General features: G+C 40.4%; 15 protein-coding genes. 9 read left to right on the forward strand and 6 right to left on the reverse strand.

What is annotated here, in order from left to right:
- Nucleotides 1-65: 65 nt before the first annotated feature.
- From F8N35_RS11715 to F8N35_RS11750, 8 genes are all read left to right on the forward strand, one after another.
- A complete protein-coding gene (locus F8N35_RS11715; RefSeq protein WP_293053654.1) occupies nucleotides 66-1,052 on the forward strand; it encodes an aminodeoxychorismate synthase component I in 987 nt (328 codons plus the stop codon).
- The gene (locus F8N35_RS11720; RefSeq protein ID WP_363928381.1) at nucleotides 1,027-1,623 is read left to right on the forward strand and encodes an aminotransferase class IV; all 597 of its coding nucleotides are present in this window, start codon (nucleotides 1,027-1,029) and stop codon (nucleotides 1,621-1,623) included. The genes F8N35_RS11715 and F8N35_RS11720 overlap by 26 nt, the downstream gene beginning before the upstream one ends.
- A 430-nt stretch (nucleotides 1,624-2,053) precedes the next feature.
- A complete protein-coding gene (locus F8N35_RS11725) occupies nucleotides 2,054-4,621 on the forward strand; it encodes an adenosylcobalamin-dependent ribonucleoside-diphosphate reductase (protein WP_293053159.1) in 2,568 nt (855 codons plus the stop codon).
- Between the two features lie 283 nt (nucleotides 4,622-4,904).
- The gene (locus F8N35_RS11730) at nucleotides 4,905-5,576 is read left to right on the forward strand and encodes a succinate dehydrogenase cytochrome b subunit (protein WP_068705283.1); all 672 of its coding nucleotides are present in this window, start codon (nucleotides 4,905-4,907) and stop codon (nucleotides 5,574-5,576) included.
- A gap of 38 nt (nucleotides 5,577-5,614) precedes the next feature.
- Complete coding sequence (locus tag F8N35_RS11735) at nucleotides 5,615-7,555, forward strand: fumarate reductase/succinate dehydrogenase flavoprotein subunit (protein WP_293053163.1); 1,941 nt, start codon at nucleotides 5,615-5,617, stop codon at nucleotides 7,553-7,555.
- A gap of 5 nt (nucleotides 7,556-7,560) precedes the next feature.
- On the forward strand, nucleotides 7,561-8,316 hold the full coding sequence (locus F8N35_RS11740) for a succinate dehydrogenase/fumarate reductase iron-sulfur subunit (protein WP_068705287.1): 756 nt from the start codon (nucleotides 7,561-7,563) through the stop codon (nucleotides 8,314-8,316).
- 18 nt (nucleotides 8,317-8,334) lie between these two features.
- Complete coding sequence (locus F8N35_RS11745; RefSeq protein WP_293053168.1) at nucleotides 8,335-8,703, forward strand: VOC family protein; 369 nt, start codon at nucleotides 8,335-8,337, stop codon at nucleotides 8,701-8,703.
- A gap of 159 nt (nucleotides 8,704-8,862) precedes the next feature.
- Nucleotides 8,863-10,128: an adenylosuccinate synthase gene (locus tag F8N35_RS11750; RefSeq protein WP_293053171.1), complete on the forward strand. Its 1,266-nt coding sequence runs from the start codon at nucleotides 8,863-8,865 to the stop codon at nucleotides 10,126-10,128.
- A gap of 40 nt (nucleotides 10,129-10,168) precedes the next feature.
- Here F8N35_RS11750 and F8N35_RS11755 read toward each other — a convergent pair whose 3' ends face one another.
- The 6 genes from F8N35_RS11755 to F8N35_RS11780 form a co-directional block, all read right to left on the reverse strand.
- Nucleotides 10,169-11,203, reverse strand: a complete 1,035-nt coding sequence (locus F8N35_RS11755; RefSeq protein ID WP_293053174.1) for a bifunctional oligoribonuclease/PAP phosphatase NrnA — start codon at nucleotides 11,201-11,203, stop codon at nucleotides 10,169-10,171.
- 109 nt (nucleotides 11,204-11,312) lie between these two features.
- A complete protein-coding gene (locus F8N35_RS11760; RefSeq protein ID WP_293053177.1) occupies nucleotides 11,313-11,870 on the reverse strand; it encodes a DJ-1 family glyoxalase III in 558 nt (185 codons plus the stop codon).
- A gap of 9 nt (nucleotides 11,871-11,879) precedes the next feature.
- On the reverse strand, nucleotides 11,880-12,662 hold the full coding sequence (locus F8N35_RS11765) for an energy transducer TonB (protein WP_293053180.1): 783 nt from the start codon (nucleotides 12,660-12,662) through the stop codon (nucleotides 11,880-11,882).
- Nucleotides 12,663-12,691: 29 nt separating this feature from the next.
- Entirely contained in the window at nucleotides 12,692-13,099 is a 408-nt protein-coding gene (locus F8N35_RS11770) for a biopolymer transporter ExbD (RefSeq protein WP_293053183.1), read from the reverse strand.
- Between the two features lie 23 nt (nucleotides 13,100-13,122).
- Nucleotides 13,123-13,800, reverse strand: a complete 678-nt coding sequence (locus tag F8N35_RS11775; protein ID WP_293053186.1) for a MotA/TolQ/ExbB proton channel family protein — start codon at nucleotides 13,798-13,800, stop codon at nucleotides 13,123-13,125.
- A gap of 60 nt (nucleotides 13,801-13,860) precedes the next feature.
- Nucleotides 13,861-14,574 carry a pyridoxine 5'-phosphate synthase gene (locus tag F8N35_RS11780; protein WP_293053189.1) on the reverse strand — a complete coding sequence of 238 codons (714 nt, stop codon included), beginning with the start codon at nucleotides 14,572-14,574 and terminating at the stop codon, nucleotides 13,861-13,863.
- 325 nt (nucleotides 14,575-14,899) lie between these two features.
- Between F8N35_RS11780 and F8N35_RS11785 the strand changes: the two genes are divergently transcribed.
- A complete protein-coding gene (locus F8N35_RS11785) occupies nucleotides 14,900-15,778 on the forward strand; it encodes an NAD kinase (protein ID WP_293053192.1) in 879 nt (292 codons plus the stop codon).
- Nucleotides 15,779-15,780: the final 2 nt, after the last annotated feature.

Consider the following 15,780-nt stretch of genomic DNA (forward strand, 5'->3'; position numbering starts at 1 on the left):
ATCATTTCCGTTGAACTGGCTTATTCATTACCTTTGTAGAGCAATAAAGAATAAGGATGAACAGAATAAATACGGTTACAAAAGAAGCCGCAATTCATAAAATGAATTCCTGGGGATCAGAAGGACGTCCTTTTCTGTTTATTATTGATTTTCTGCAAAAAAAGCCCATCATTCTTCCTCTTGATGAAGTAAACGAGCAACAGCTTCTTTTCAAGACTCCGTTATTTTCTAATGCTAAGAACATTTTATCCGATCGTCAGATAGAAATGGAAGCGTTCCCGATTTCAAAAGATGAATATGCAGGTCAATTCGAGAAAGTCATCTCTGAAATACGTCGTGGCAATAGTTTTGTGGTTAATCTAACCTGCCAGACCCCGATAAAATGTAATACTTCAACGAATCATATTTTTCACGCATCAAAATCAAAATACGGACTTTGGTATAAAGATCATTTTGTTTGTTTTTCGCCGGAAACGTTTGTGCAGATAGAGAATGGATGCATTAAGACATTTCCCATGAAGGGAACCATTAATGCCAGCCTTCCCAATGCAGTGGAGGAAATTCTGAACGACGAAAAGGAAAAGGCAGAGCACAATTGTGTGGTTGATCTTTTACGCAATGACCTTAGCGTGATAGCTGAAAACGTAGAAGTAACCCGTTATAGATATATTGATAAAGTGGTTACAGAGGAAGGAGCTCTTTTGCAGGTAAGTTCTGAAATTGCCGGTGTTTTGCATGCAGATTATAAGGAGCATTTGGGAGATATAATTTTTTCGATGCTACCTGCTGGCTCAATAACTGGTGCGCCAAAGATAAAAACTACTGAAATTATCCTGGATACTGAAAGTTATCATAGAGGTTATTATTCAGGAGTATTTGGCGTTTTCGATGGTCGTAGTCTTGATAGTGCCGTAATGATTCGTTTTATTGAAGAAACGGAACAAGGTCTCGTGTTTAAGAGTGGAGGTGGAATTACAGCCAAGAGTAATCTGGACGATGAGTATAACGAAATGAAAGCTAAAGTATATGTGCCTGCTACTGGAAAGTATTAAAATTGAAAATGGGTGTCCCAGCCATTTGGAAGACCATATAAACAGAATGAATGATTCGAGAAGATCTCTATTCGGCATTCAGAGCCCCATCATTCTACCCAATCAACTATTTGATAAAGAGATCAAAGGGGTTGCAAAATGCCGGATTGTTTATTCTGACTCAATTCATTCTGTAGATTGCCAATCTTACACGCCCCGTCAGATTAATACGCTATATCTGATAGAAAAAAACGACATCGATTATACGCACAAATACGTAGACAGAAGCGCATTTCAAAACTTACCTGCGCATGCGCCTGACGAAGATTTTCTCATCATTAAAAATGGATATATTACCGACACTACTTTTTCTAATATAGCGTTTTTTGACGGTAAACGATGGATTACACCATCTACTTTTCTGCTCAATGGAACACAACGCCAACGACTATTGAGGGAAGAACGAATTTTTAGCTGCGAAATTAAGGTCAATGATCTGAATCATTTTCTTTCTGCTCGATTGATAAATGCTATGCTCGATTTTGATTCTACCCCTTGCATTGAAATTTCGGATATCCGGTTTGCTCAATAGTCAATTCCGGAACTATTTTTATTTCGGGAATTGTTTTAAAAGTCTGTCGTATACACAAACATGCGAATGATAATTAGCTGATAGGATATGTTTTTAGACTGATCCTTCTGTGATACTGGTGAATTTTTATATAGATTTATTTGCTATTCGCAGCTGCTTTAGTATTAAATAATGTTTTATTTATTATGTATGATTATAATCCGGTTGCAGATTCGTAAATCTACACCCGGATTTCTTTTTGGATAACTTTTTTACAATGTAAAAATTTTATATATCTAATATTCTGATAGATATATTTTTTTTTGGAAAACTTTGGAAAAATAGTAGCCGATATATTTTTCTTTTCGAATAATCTGTTGTATCATTGTATTCTGAAAATCGAACAATACAACTGAACAATAAACGCCTTATAATTAAAACTTTTTGACAAGTGGAAAAGCAAACTTATTCTTACGATGAAGCATTTCAGTCCTCCCTTGAATATTTTCAAGGTGACGAGTTGGCCGCACGCGTGTGGGTAACTAAATATGCACTCAAAGATTCGTTCGGCAATCTTTATGAAAAGAACCCGGATGACATGCACCATCGCATTGCATCTGAAATTGCACGTATAGAAGCAAATTATCCCAATCCGATGTCGCACGACGAACTTTTTGACCTTTTGAAAGGCTTTAAGTATATCGTACCTCAAGGTAGTCCTATGACCGGAATCGGAAACGAATTTCAGGTTGCATCACTTTCAAATTGTTTTGTAATTGGTTTCGACGGAGATGCCGATTCTTATGGCGCTATTATTAAGTTGGACGAAGAACAGGTTCAACTGATGAAGCGTCGTGGTGGAGTAGGGCACGACCTTTCTCATATCCGCCCCAAAGGTTCTCCGGTTAAGAACTCTGCTCTTACATCTACCGGCTTGGTGCCGTTTATGGAGCGTTATTCCAACTCAACCCGCGAGGTTGCACAGGATGGTCGTCGCGGAGCTTTAATGTTGAGCGTTTCGATAAAACACCCTGATTCAGAATCTTTTATTGATGCAAAACTGGAGCAGGGAAAAGTAACCGGTGCTAACGTATCGGTAAAAGTGCACGATGATTTCATGCAGGCTGTTGTAAATAATACTCCTTACAATCAGCAATATCCTATTAACTCGGCAAATCCGGCTGTCATTAAAGAAATTGATGCCAATGTTTTGTGGAAGAAGATTATCCACAATGCATGGAAATCGGCAGAACCAGGTGTGCTTTTCTGGGATACTATCACCAAAGAATCAGTTCCGGATTGTTACGCTGATTTGGGCTTTAAAACCGTCTCAACCAATCCATGTGGCGAAATTCCATTGTGTCCTTATGATAGCTGCCGCTTGTTGGCAATCAATCTGTACTCGTATGTTGTAAATCCGTTTACGAAAGATGCTTATTTCGACTTTGATTTATTCAAAAAGCATGTGGCATTCTCGCAACGTATCATGGATGACATCATTGATCTTGAAATGGAAAAGATCGATAAGATCCTTGAGAAAGTTAAATCTGACCCCGAAAGCGAAGACATAAAACTGACCGAGGTACAATTATGGGAAAAGATTAAACGTAAAACTGCAATGGGTCGCCGTACCGGTGTGGGCACTACTGCTGAGGGTGATATGCTTGCCGCATTAGGTTTGATTTATGGAACAGACGAAGCAACGGACTTCTCTGAAAAAGTGCATAAAACAGTAGCATTAGCGGCTTATGCTTCTTCGGTTGAAATGGCTAAAGAGCGTGGCGCTTTTGAAATCTATGATACCAAACGTGAAGCAGGCAACCCTTATATCAACAGACTGAAAGAGGCCGATCCTGAATTATACAAAGCAATGTCTAAATACGGACGTCGTAATATTGCTTGCCTCACCATAGCACCAACAGGAACAACCAGCATGATGACGCAAACTACGTCGGGCATTGAACCCGCATTCTCATGCTACTATAAACGCCGCAGGAAGGTGAATCCAAACGATCCGGAAGTGCGCGTGGACTTTGTTGATGAAGTGGGTGATACATGGGAAGAGTACTTTGTATTCCACCACAAATTTGTAACGTGGATGGAAGCAAATGGCTATCCTACCACCAAGCATTATTCTGACGAAGAACTTGAGGAAATGCTCTCAAAATCACCTTACAACAAAGCAACTTCTGCTGATGTTGACTGGCTGAAAAAGGTGCAGATGCAGGGACGTATTCAAAAATGGGTTGACCACTCCATTAGCGTTACGATCAATCTCCCATCTGATGTGACAGAAGAATTGGTGGAAACTTTATACGTTGAAGCGTGGAAATCGGGATGCAAAGGATGTACCGTTTACCGTGAAGGTTCTCGTGCCGGAGTACTTGTTTCTGCTAGCAAAGACAAGAAGAAGGAAGACGAAGATACGGAAGAAAAACAGGAAAAAGATAAAAAATGTTTCTGTTATACCGAAGTGTCAGTTCGTCCTAAGGAACTAGACTGCGACGTGGTTCGTTTCCAGAATAACAAAGAAAAATGGATTGCTTTTGTCGGCATCATGAACGATCGTCCGTATGAAATCTTTACCGGGTTGTCGGATGACGAAGATGGCATCTTATTGCCTAAGAATGTAACGGAAGGCAAAATCATTAAAAATGTGTCGGAAGACGGTTCAAAACGCTATGACTTCCAGTTTACCAATAAACGTGGTTACAAAACAACCGTAGAAGGCCTTTCGCACAAATTTGACCCTGAGTTCTGGAACTATGCAAAACTGATTTCCGGTGTATTGCGTTATGGAATGCCTATTGATCAGGTTATAAAATTGGTTTCCGGTTTGCAACTCAATAGCGAATCGATCAATACCTGGAAAAACGGGGTTGAAAGAGCGTTGAAAAAATACATTCCGGATGGCACGACCATAGAAGGTAAACAGTGTCCTAACTGCGGGCAGGAAACTCTGATTTATCAGGAAGGATGCCTATCTTGTAAATCGTGTGGCTATTCACGATGCGGTTAATGATTTGACAATAAATAGAAAGGAGAAGTGCTTTTTGTACTTCTCCTTTGTTGTTTTATACAGTCAGGTTATATGCGAATCTTTTAGCCTCATATTCTTTAGAATTAAATTGCAGAAAAAATTCTTTATTCTTTTGTGAAACCAAGGCTTTTAGCTACATTTGCAGTGCATTTTAAAATAGGTTCTTCAGGTTTAATGATCCTGATTTACAAAAGATTAAGGCAAAATAAATAAACATTCTGCTTATTATTATCCTTTCAATAAACATCAATTCAAAACTGTTATGAAGTTATTTATTATCGATTCTTCGATTGGAAGAAAGCTCATTATGAGTTTGTCAGGGCTATTTCTATTTGTCTTTTTGACTTTGCACACCTTTCTCAACATGTTGTTGTTGGCTGGGCCTGCAACGTATCAGGCAGGATGTGAATTTATGGAATTGCCTGTTGTTACAGTAATGGTACCCATTCTGGCTGCCGGCTTCTTTGTTCACATTGCTTATGGTATCTGGTTGTCATGGATGAACTTACGCGCTCGTGGCGAAGTGGGTTATGCTTCCGGCAAGAAATCACAAACAACATCATGGGCTGCCCGCAACATGTTCGTTTTGGGAGCTATCGTATTGTTGTTCATTGCATTACACTTAACTCATTTCTGGGCTAAAATGCAGTTGCAAGCCTTTATGGGTGGTGCAGAACAAGTACATGCAGAAGAAGCTTACGGTTTGGTGGCTACTTTGTTGCGCAATCCGGTTTATAACCTTTTATACATTGCTTGGTACTGGGTATTGTGGTTTCACCTTACACACGGTTTCTGGAGTGCATTCCAAACCATCGGTGTCAACAACAGCAAATGGCAACCTCGTTTGCAGGTAATCGGCATTATTTACGCAACTATCCTTATTGCTTGCCTTACCGGTATTAATGTTTACTTCTTATTAGGATGTGGAGCTTAATCTCTTCTTTATTTCAGAATACAATAAACAGATAAGATATGACACAAATTAATTCTAAAATTCCCGAAGGGAAGTTAGCTGAAAAGTGGAACAACTATAAAGCCTCTCAAAAGCTTGTCAATCCGGCCAACAAACGCCGTTTGGACGTTATTGTTGTAGGTACAGGTTTGGCCGGTGCTTCAGCTGCCGCATCACTTGGTGAACTCGGCTTTAATGTTTTGAACTTCTGTATCCAGGATTCACCCCGTCGTGCTCACTCTATCGCTGCACAGGGTGGTATCAATGCTGCTAAAAACTACACAAACGATGGTGACTCTGTTTACCGTCTTTTCTACGATACAATCAAAGGTGGTGACTATCGTGCACGCGAAGCTAACGTTTATCGTTTGGCCGAAGTTTCCAACTGTATTATTGACCAATGTGTTGCTCAGGGTGTTCCTTTTGCACGCGAATACGGAGGGTTGCTCGACAACCGTTCTTTCGGTGGTGCTCAGGTATCACGTACTTTCTATGCTAAAGGTCAGACCGGACAACAGTTGTTGTTAGGTGCTTACTCAGCTCTTAGCCGTCAGGTTGGTAAAGGTTCTGTAAAACTTTACACCCGTTACGAAATGATGGACGTTGTGGTTGTTGATGGTAAAGCACGCGGTATTATTGCCCGCAACCTTCGCACTGGTCGTTTGGAACGTTTCTTCGGTCACGCTGTAGTTATTGCTACAGGTGGTTATGGTAATACGTTCTTCCTTTCTACCAACGCTATGGGATCTAACGGTTCTGCTGCAATTCAGGCTTATAAGAAAGGGGCTTATTTTGCAAATCCTTGCTACGCTCAGATTCACCCGACCTGTATTCCGGTTCACGGCGAATTCCAGTCGAAACTGACATTGATGTCCGAATCACTGCGTAACGACGGTCGTATCTGGACTCCGAAAAAGAAAGAAGATGCTGAAGCTATCCGTGCAGGTAAATTGAAACCTACTCAGATTGCAGAAGACGATCGTGACTACTATTTGGAACGTCGTTATCCTGCATTCGGTAACCTGGTTCCGCGTGACGTTGCCTCTCGTGCCGCAAAAGAACGTTGTGATGCCGGTTATGGTGTAGGTACAACAGGCTTGGCCGTTTACCTCGACTTCTCTGAAGCTATCAATCGTCTGGGTCGTGATGTTGTTGAAGCACGTTACGGTAACCTCTTCCAGATGTACTATAAAATCGTTGACGAAAATCCATACGAAACTCCGATGATGATCTATCCGGCTATCCACTACACAATGGGTGGTATTTGGGTTGACTACGAATGTATGACCAGCGTTGAAGGTCTGTTCGCTATCGGTGAAGCTAACTTCTCTGATCACGGAGCAAACCGTTTGGGTGCTTCTGCGTTGATGCAGGGTTTGGCTGACGGTTATTTCGTATTGCCTTTCACTATTCAAAACTATTTGGCTGACGAGATTCGTACGCCGCGTATGAGTACCGAAAAGGAAGAATTTGTTGAAGCTGAAAACTCAGTACAATCAAAAATTCAGAAATTGATGTCTATTAAGGGTAACCGTTCGGTTGATTCTATTCACAAAGACTTAGGTCATGTGATGTGGAACTTTGTGGGCATGGGCCGTACAAAAGAAAGCCTTGAAAAAGCACTGGAAGAGATCAAACAAATCAAGAAAGAATTCTGGAGCAATGTATTTATTCCGGGCGAAAGCGAAGATTTGAATACCGAACTGGAAAAAGCTCTTCGTGTAGCTGACTTCATCGAAATCGGTTACTTGATGGCGAAAGATGCTCTTCACCGTGAAGAATCCTGCGGTGGTCACTTCCGCGAAGAATACCAGACAGAAGAAGGCGAAGCAAAACGTCAGGACGACAAGTTCTCTTACGTTGCTTGCTGGAAATACGAAGGTGAAGACAAAGAACCCAGCCTCTTGAAAGAGCCTCTGGTATACGAATCTATTCATGTTCAACAACGGAATTATAAGTAAGCAAAATGGAAAAAACAATTAATATAACCCTGAAAATATGGCGTCAAAAAGGGCCTCAGGCTAAAGGCGCTTTTGAAAGCTACCAGTTGAGCAATATTTCTACCGATAGTTCATTTCTTGAAATGCTCGACGTACTGAACGAAAAGTTAGTTTCAGAAAAGAAAGAACCGGTAGTATTTGACCACGACTGTCGCGAAGGTATCTGCGGTATGTGTTCTCTTTATATCAACGGTCACCCACACGGACCTGATGAAGATGTTACTACCTGTCAATTGCACATGCGTAAGTTCAAAGACGGCGAAACTATTACCATCGAACCGTGGCGTTCTCGCGCTTTCCCTGTAATCAAAGACCTTATGGTGGATCGTAGCGCTTACGATAAGATCATGCAGGCTGGTGGTTTTATTTCAATCAGCACCGGTGGTGTTCCTGACGCAAATGCAATTCCTATTTCGAAAGAAAAAGCTGACGAAGCTATGGATGCTGCATCTTGCATCGGTTGTGGTGCTTGCGCTGCTGCTTGTAAAAACGGTTCTGCTATGTTGTTCGTTGCTGCTAAAGTTAGCCAGTTGGCACTATTGCCACAGGGTAAAATTGAAGCTGCTCGCCGTGCAAAAGCTATGGTTTCAAAAATGGATGAACTTGGTTTCGGTAACTGTACCAACACAGGTGCTTGCGAAGCTGAATGTCCTAAGAATGTTTCCATTTCGCACATTGCACGCCTGAACCGTGAGTTCCTTGTTGCAAAACTGAAAGACTAATCAGATCGTTATTTTTCGATGGATTTCAAATTTGTACATAACAACGTCAATGTCTTCGATCTTCAAAAAAGTCTGGCCTTTTACGATAAAGCGCTTGGATTGAAAGAAGTTCGACGGATCAATGCTCCTGATGATAGTTTTATTATTGTATATTTGTCCGACAATCAGACAAATCATCGGTTAGAGCTAACATGGTTAAGGGATCGAACCGAACCTTATGATTTAGGAGATAATGAAATACACATTGCATTTACGACGCAGCATTACCAGGAAGCGCATCAGCTTCACCAGCAAATGGAGTGTATCTGTTTCGAGAATGAAGCGATGGGAATTTATTTCATAGAAGATCCGGATGGATATTGGGTTGAAATCCTACCCGAAAGATAACCTGTAACATATTAACTGCCTCGGATTGTAGCATTACAATTTGAGGCAGTTTTTTGTGTGTGAAACTCTTCTCAAAAGGTAGAAATTCGATAAAAAATCGGTAACTTTACACGCATTTCTACGTAAGATTCATAGTATATGACTATAAAAAATAAACAAATGAAAGTTGATGTTCTGTTAGGCCTTCAGTGGGGCGATGAAGGAAAAGGTAAAGTAGTTGACGTACTTACACCTAAATATGGAGTGGTGGCTCGATTTCAGGGAGGTCCTAATGCCGGACATACCCTCGAATTCGAAGGTCAGAAATATGTATTAAGATCAATTCCTTCCGGAATTTTCCAGGGCAACAAAATCAATATTATTGGGAATGGGGTAGTGCTGGATCCGGCTCTCTTCAAAGTTGAAGTTGAAGGCCTCGAAGCTTCCGGTCATGATCTGACGAAACGCCTTCTCATTTCCAAGAAAGCTCACCTGATTTTGCCAACTCACCGTCTGTTGGATGCTGCCTATGAAGCTGCTAAAGGTGATGCTAAAATTGGAACCACTGGCAAGGGCATCGGTCCGACATACACTGATAAGATTAGTCGTAATGGTGTAAGGGTAGGGGACTTGCTCTATAATTTTGATAAAAAATATGCAGCTGCCATTGCTCGTCACAAGGCTATTTTGGCACAGTACAACTACCCTCTCGATCAATTGGAAGCAATTGAGAAAGAATGGTTTGCCGGAATCGAAGTGTTGAAGAAATTCCAATTCATCGATAGCGAACATGAAGTAAACAACTACATTTCGAAAGGAAATTCAATTCTGGCAGAAGGTGCTCAGGGTACCATGCTCGATATCGATTTTGGTTCTTATCCGTTTGTTACTTCGTCAAACACAATTTGTGCGGGAGTTTGCACCGGTTTGGGCGTTGCTCCGAGAAACATTGGCGAAGTATTTGGAATTTTTAAAGCATATTGTACCCGCGTTGGTAGCGGTCCTTTTCCTACAGAACTACATGACGAAATTGGTCAGAAAATCAGAAATTTAGGTCATGAATATGGATCCGTAACCGGACGTCCGCGTCGTTGTGGTTGGGTAGACTTGGTAGCTTTGAAATACGCTATTATGATTAATGGGGTCACTCAATTGATTATGATGAAGAGCGACGTTCTGGATGACGTTGATACCATCAAAGCATGTGTGGCATACAAAATGAATGGTGAGGAAATCGACTATTTCCCATACGAAGCCGACGATTCTATCGAACCGATTTATACAGAACTTCCGGGCTGGAAATGCGACATGACCAAAATGCAGCATGAAAACGAGTTCCCTGAAGAATTCAATGCTTATGTTGATTTTCTGGAAAAAGAACTCAATACTCCAATCAAAGTCGTTTCTGTTGGACCGGATAGAAAACAAACAATCTTCAGAGGATAATTTAGTCGTCTGAAAATCAATAAAAAAAGAGGAATTTTGCTTAGCAGGATTCCTCTAATTCTTTCTGGTAATGGGGGAGTGCCGCCTTCAATTTTTTAACGGTATCCTTCAACGATTCGTAGCTCTCGCCTCCCGAAGCATTTATATGCCCGCCTCCATTAAATAACGAAGATGCTACTTTGTTTACAGGAAAAGTTCCTCTTGAACGAAGCGACAGTTTTACCATCTCTTTTCCTTCTTTTACCAATACAGAAAAGACAATTCCTTTGATACTCAATGGAATATTTACAAATCCTTCTGTATCGCCTTCCTTGTAATTGAATTTGTCCAGCTCTGCTTTCGTTAACGTAATTATTGCTGTATGATATTCAGGCAAAATTTCCATCTTTTGGCCAAGTGTATATCCCATAAGCCTCAATCTATCAACAGAATATGTATTGTAAACTTTTGAGTAAATAGCATCTTTATCAACACCTTTTTTCAATAGCTCTGAAATGATGTAGTAGATTTCGGGATCATTTGAGTTGAAAGTAAAAGCCCCTGTATCTGTCATCATACCGGCATAAAGACATTCTGCGCAAGAAAGTGTCATTTGAGGAAAGAACCCCATTGCATAAATCATCCGAAAGACCAGTTCCGATGTTGATGCTATTTTTGGATATGAGATAACTACATTGCAAAAATCATCCGGATCGCGGTGATGGTCAATTAAAATCTTTTTACAAGAAAGATTTTTTACAATGCTGTTCAAATTGCCAATTCTGGTCAAAGTGTTAAAATCGAGAGCAAACAACAAATCACATTTCTTTAAGACAATTTCAGTTTGTTCTTTCTGTTCGTCGTATACAAAAACATTTTCAGCACCGGGCATCCAGGCAAGAAAATCCGGAAAACGATTGGGAACAATTACTGAAACATTTTTGCCACAACTAATCAAATGCTGATACAAACCAAGTGAAGATCCCATTGCATCTCCATCAGGACTCATGTGTGTAACAATAGCTATTTGACTCGATTCGTTAATTAATGACTGCGCATCATCAATTTTATGTTTATCTATAATTCGTGTGAGCATTCGATATTTCAGTTTAGATATTTTGGCCTGTTCAAATATTGAAATTTCAGGCAATTTGAATTTCCTATAATTAATATTATGTTAAGTAGAGTTGGCGGAGGTTGAAAGATTACCTCATTAGCATTCCCTGAGCAATTTTATCAGCTACCTCTTTGCCTTGTAGAATTTCTACCAGTTGCAGACCAAATTCAATAGCAAAGGCAGCTCCTTTTGCGGTAACGATATTTTCATCTCTTACTGTACCGTTATTAGAAAGCACAGCTCCCAATAATTCATTTTCAAATCCGGGATAACATGTAGCCTTCTTCCCGTTCAATATATTGAGATGTCCAAAAACTTTTGGTGCTGCACAAATAGCAGCAACCAATTTATTTTGTTCAAAATGTGCCTGAAGTAATTTTCCAAGCGCTTCATGATTTTGAAGATTTTGCGAACCAGGCATTCCACCTGGCAAAATTAGCAGTTCGCTACCATCAAAAGCTACCTCTTCAAATAAAGCATCTGCTACAATATTAATGTTGTGTGCTCCGGTGACAGTTAGTTCTTTTGTGATCGAAATTATTGTAACCGGTACGTTCCCTCTTCGGAGAACATCAATCGTGGCAACCGCTTCAATCTCCTCAAATCCGGTAGCTAAAAAGATAAATGCGCCCTTTCTATTTAACATAATATTTTCCTATTTAAGAATGAAACGATATGTGATTGTTCCTATAGCTTCATTAGAACCTGAAGAAAATTTACTTCTGCGGGCAGCTTGTAATGCGGCTTCCCGAAGGGCATCGCTGGATGTAGTTGCCGAGCCTATATATGCTCTGATCACATTTCCATCTTTATCAACAGTCACATTCACAGTAACTTTTCCTTCATCATTAGAGTTATATGAAGGACTGGGAGTCGACGTTATGGACCGCCCGGATACATTGGCGACTACACTCCCGGTACCGCCCACTTTGCCTAGCGGATTGCCTTTTGTTCCATCTCCTTTTTGTCCGTCTCCGCTGCCATTACCATGATTTGAACCGAAAACGCTGCCCATTTTTCTGGCTTTATCGGTAATAGCCGCCTGTTGAGCAGCCTGAGCTTTTACTTGCTGCTGCTTCATTAGCTCTTGCTGAATCTTTTTCCTGTTATCTTCCAGTTCTTTAGCGGTCGGTTTTTTGACAGGCGTTTTCTTCTTTTCTACTGTTTGCACAGGCGATTCGTCAGCCTGAGTCGCTAAGTTTTCGTTATCACTTGCCTGTTGTTTTGTATGCGATGGAGGCGGAGGAACAGTTTGAACAGGAGGTGCCGGATTTGTAACAGCAGCCCCTACCCCATCTTCTGCATCTCCAAGATTGATTTCAACCGGTTCTGTGTAATTGTCCTGAATAGAGACAATCCTAACCAGAAAAAACAAGAGCAGTACCAGAGTTGCAAATAAAGTTGTACCAGCCAGACCGTATATTTTTGATTTCCTCATATTTACGTTAGTTCAACAGTTACAACCGCTTATTCTTTTTGGGTAGCCAGGATCATTTTTACATGTAATTGGTGTCCAATGTCCAATACAGAAACTAAATCCTGCAACTGAATGGTACGGTCGGCACGTAATATAACTGTAGCATCGGATGTATTTGCAACCATTTGTTGTATTGTCGGCTGAATGTGAGGTAGTGCTATCGGAAGGTCATTCAAATAATAGCGTAAACCTTCAGGATCTTCTTTAATGGAGATATTGATGGTTTGTTTCGACATTTTCTGCACATTAGCCGTTGCCTTTGGTAACACCAATTGAATAACCGACGGGTTTACAAGAGTAGAAACAATCAGGAAGAACAACAACAGAAAAAACATGATGTCATTCAACGAGGCGGTATAAACCTCGGGTTGCATTTCCCGTTTACGTTTGATAATCATACGATAAAATATTAAAAGTCTGATTATTTATTGCGAAGCAAATTCAGGAACTGATTACTCTGACGCTCCATACTTGAAATGATGCGGTCGATACGGCCGTTGAGAATATGATAGGCCGAAAATGCGATAATACCAACCAACAGACCGGCAGCTGAAGATATCATCTTTTGGTAAAGACCTCCGGAAATACCACCAATACTGATGTTATCGGTCAATGAAATGCTATAGAAAATTTTGATAACCCCGAAAATTGTTCCAAGAAAACCGAACATCGGAGCAACAGAAGAAATAATGGCCAGATAATTCATACCCCGGCTCATGTCATCCACTTGTTGGCGGGCTTCAGCTTCCATCGAGTCTTTGATGTCGCTTACAGGATTGCCAAGATTCTTCAATCCACATGTAAGTACCTCTCCAATAGGCATATTACTACTTTCGCAAACTGTAATAGCTTTGTCGATATTGCCTTCTTTCAGCATTGGGGCAATCTTATCTACCAGATTTTTTGTTTTTGACGATTTATGCAGTTCAAATGAACGAACAATAATGACGTACACAGCCAATAAAAGCAAAAAACCAATCGGAGCTAAAATCCAACCACCTTTTAATACGATGTCAAACATGGTTTCGGTTTTTTCTGAAGTAACCGGAGTTGTGGTAGGAAGCTGTGCAACAGCTTGCAGGATAAGCATTAAGTTCATGGGAAAATAAATGATTTAATTTTACGACAGAATAGTGTTATGCCCCAAGGCACAAATTAATTACAATAACTGCTTTTTATATGAATTTATTGTTTGTTCCAAACCTAAATATAAGGCATCACAAATAAGTGCATGACCTATTGAGACTTCAGCCATCCAGGGAATATTCTTGTGAAGGTAACTAAGATTCACCAGGCTCAAATCGTGACCGGCGTTAACACCCAGACCCACTTCACGGGCTACCTTTGCAGCTTCAACAAATGGTGCGACTGCCTGCTCCGGAGAAAGAACGTAGTTTGTGGCGTAAGGTTCTGTATACAACTCGACTCTGTCGGTTTCAGTCAACGCCGCATTACGTATATTATCCGGATTGGTATCAATAAATATTGAAACGCGAATTCCATGCGATTGAAATTCCGCTACCACTTCTTTCAGGAAAGCAGCATGAGCAATGGTATCCCAACCAGCACTGGAGGTGATGGCATCGTGTGCGTCCGGCACTAACGTTACCTGTTCGGGTTTAACTTTGCAAACCAAATCGATAAATTCAGGGGAAGGATAACCTTCAATATTGAATTCGGTAGACACAATCGGACGCAATGCATATACGTCAGCGTAACGAATATGGCGCTCATCTGGTCTTGGATGTACGGTTATGCCTTCTGCTCCAAACAATTGACAATCAGTTGCTACCTTTAACACATCCGGCGCGTTGCCTCCTCTTGCATTACGAAGAGTTGCTATTTTGTTGATATTAACACTTAACTTCGTCATTAAATTTTTCTGCTATATTTGTAAGTATGATACGCATTTTGTTTCTTTGCATATCGGTTGGTTATAGAGACAAAGTTAAGGAAAAAACCAGCAACCACCAAGATTGCTTTTTCTTAATTGATGATTTATCCAAAAATAATATTGTATTTATAATCTTCTTAATCAATATATTGCTTCAGTAAATCACCTTCCGTATCATTTAAAATATATAAAAATGAAATGATCATGTTGCTTCACAAATGCCCAAGGATTCCCGATAGCTATCGGGACATAATTTCAGCAACATGCAGTTCTATATGTCATTAAACAAGAAAATTATTATCATATGAAAATAGCTCTCTTTGGAAATACTTTTCGCCAGGAAGCCATAGATACTGCAACGCATTTATTGACAACCTTACAAAAGAAAAATATTGAGGTTTTGATTGAAGCATCGTTTTTTGATTTTCTGACGAACGCGGGATGTGATGTTACAGTTTCACCAGAGAACACAATTAATGATGGAGATTTCTCTGCTGATATAGCACTTAGTCTGGGAGGAGATGGTACATTCCTGAATACAGCTAAACATGTAGGCAATAAGGGAATTCCTATCCTGGGAATCAACGCTGGACGTTTAGGCTTTTTGAGTGATGTGGCTGATAATGAAATTGAAGCAGCGCTCGAGGAGATTGTCAATCACCAATACCAAATTGAAGAACGTTCTGTACTGCAACTAATAACTGACAATTCAGATTGGCAGGAGTATTCTTTTGCATTGAATGAAATTGCATTACTAAAACAAGATACTTCATCTATGATGACTATCCACGTTAATGTCAAAGGAGAATTATTGAATTCCTACAGGGCTGATGGTTTGATTATTTCTACCCCGACCGGTTCAACAGCTTATTCTATGAGTGTCGGTGGTCCAATCGTTGTGCCTCAATCAAATACATTTATTCTTGCTCCTGTAGCTTCTCACACATTGAGTATAAGACCATTGATTATTCCGGATAATTGGGAGTTGGAGATCTCCGTCAGCAGTCGCTCCAAGAGCTTTCTTGTTGCTCTGGATGGGCGGTCAGACGTTTTCCCGCAGAGTACCAGCCTGAAAATAAGGAAAGCGGAACACACAGTCAATGTACTAAAAAGAGCCAACCACACTTTTTTTAATACGCTAAAATCCAAATTAATGTGGGGTGCAGACAAACGAATGGAATAATT

The organism is Paludibacter sp. (assembly GCF_009712605.1).
Classification (GTDB): Bacteria; Bacteroidota; Bacteroidia; order Bacteroidales; family Paludibacteraceae; genus Microbacter.

What these genes read in the sequence shown, in the direction of transcription:
- F8N35_RS11720 (WP_363928381.1), top strand. Translation starts at nt 1,027, where the DNA reads ATGTGCCTGCTACTGGAAAGTATTAAAATTGAAAATGGGTGTCCCAGC.
- F8N35_RS11730 (WP_068705283.1), top strand. Translation starts at nt 4,905, where the DNA reads ATGAAGTTATTTATTATCGATTCTTCGATTGGAAGAAAGCTCATTATG.
- F8N35_RS11735 (WP_293053163.1), top strand. Translation starts at nt 5,615, where the DNA reads ATGACACAAATTAATTCTAAAATTCCCGAAGGGAAGTTAGCTGAAAAG.
- F8N35_RS11740 (WP_068705287.1), top strand. Translation starts at nt 7,561, where the DNA reads ATGGAAAAAACAATTAATATAACCCTGAAAATATGGCGTCAAAAAGGG.
- F8N35_RS11745 (WP_293053168.1), top strand. Translation starts at nt 8,335, where the DNA reads ATGGATTTCAAATTTGTACATAACAACGTCAATGTCTTCGATCTTCAA.
- F8N35_RS11750 (WP_293053171.1), top strand. Translation starts at nt 8,863, where the DNA reads ATGAAAGTTGATGTTCTGTTAGGCCTTCAGTGGGGCGATGAAGGAAAA.
- F8N35_RS11755 (WP_293053174.1), bottom strand. Translation starts at nt 11,203, where the DNA reads ATGCTCACACGAATTATAGATAAACATAAAATTGATGATGCGCAGTCA.
- F8N35_RS11760 (WP_293053177.1), bottom strand. Translation starts at nt 11,870, where the DNA reads ATGTTAAATAGAAAGGGCGCATTTATCTTTTTAGCTACCGGATTTGAG.
- F8N35_RS11765 (WP_293053180.1), bottom strand. Translation starts at nt 12,662, where the DNA reads ATGAGGAAATCAAAAATATACGGTCTGGCTGGTACAACTTTATTTGCA.
- F8N35_RS11770 (WP_293053183.1), bottom strand. Translation starts at nt 13,099, where the DNA reads ATGATTATCAAACGTAAACGGGAAATGCAACCCGAGGTTTATACCGCC.
- F8N35_RS11775 (WP_293053186.1), bottom strand. Translation starts at nt 13,800, where the DNA reads ATGAACTTAATGCTTATCCTGCAAGCTGTTGCACAGCTTCCTACCACA.
- F8N35_RS11780 (WP_293053189.1), bottom strand. Translation starts at nt 14,574, where the DNA reads ATGACGAAGTTAAGTGTTAATATCAACAAAATAGCAACTCTTCGTAAT.
- F8N35_RS11785 (WP_293053192.1), top strand. Translation starts at nt 14,900, where the DNA reads ATGAAAATAGCTCTCTTTGGAAATACTTTTCGCCAGGAAGCCATAGAT.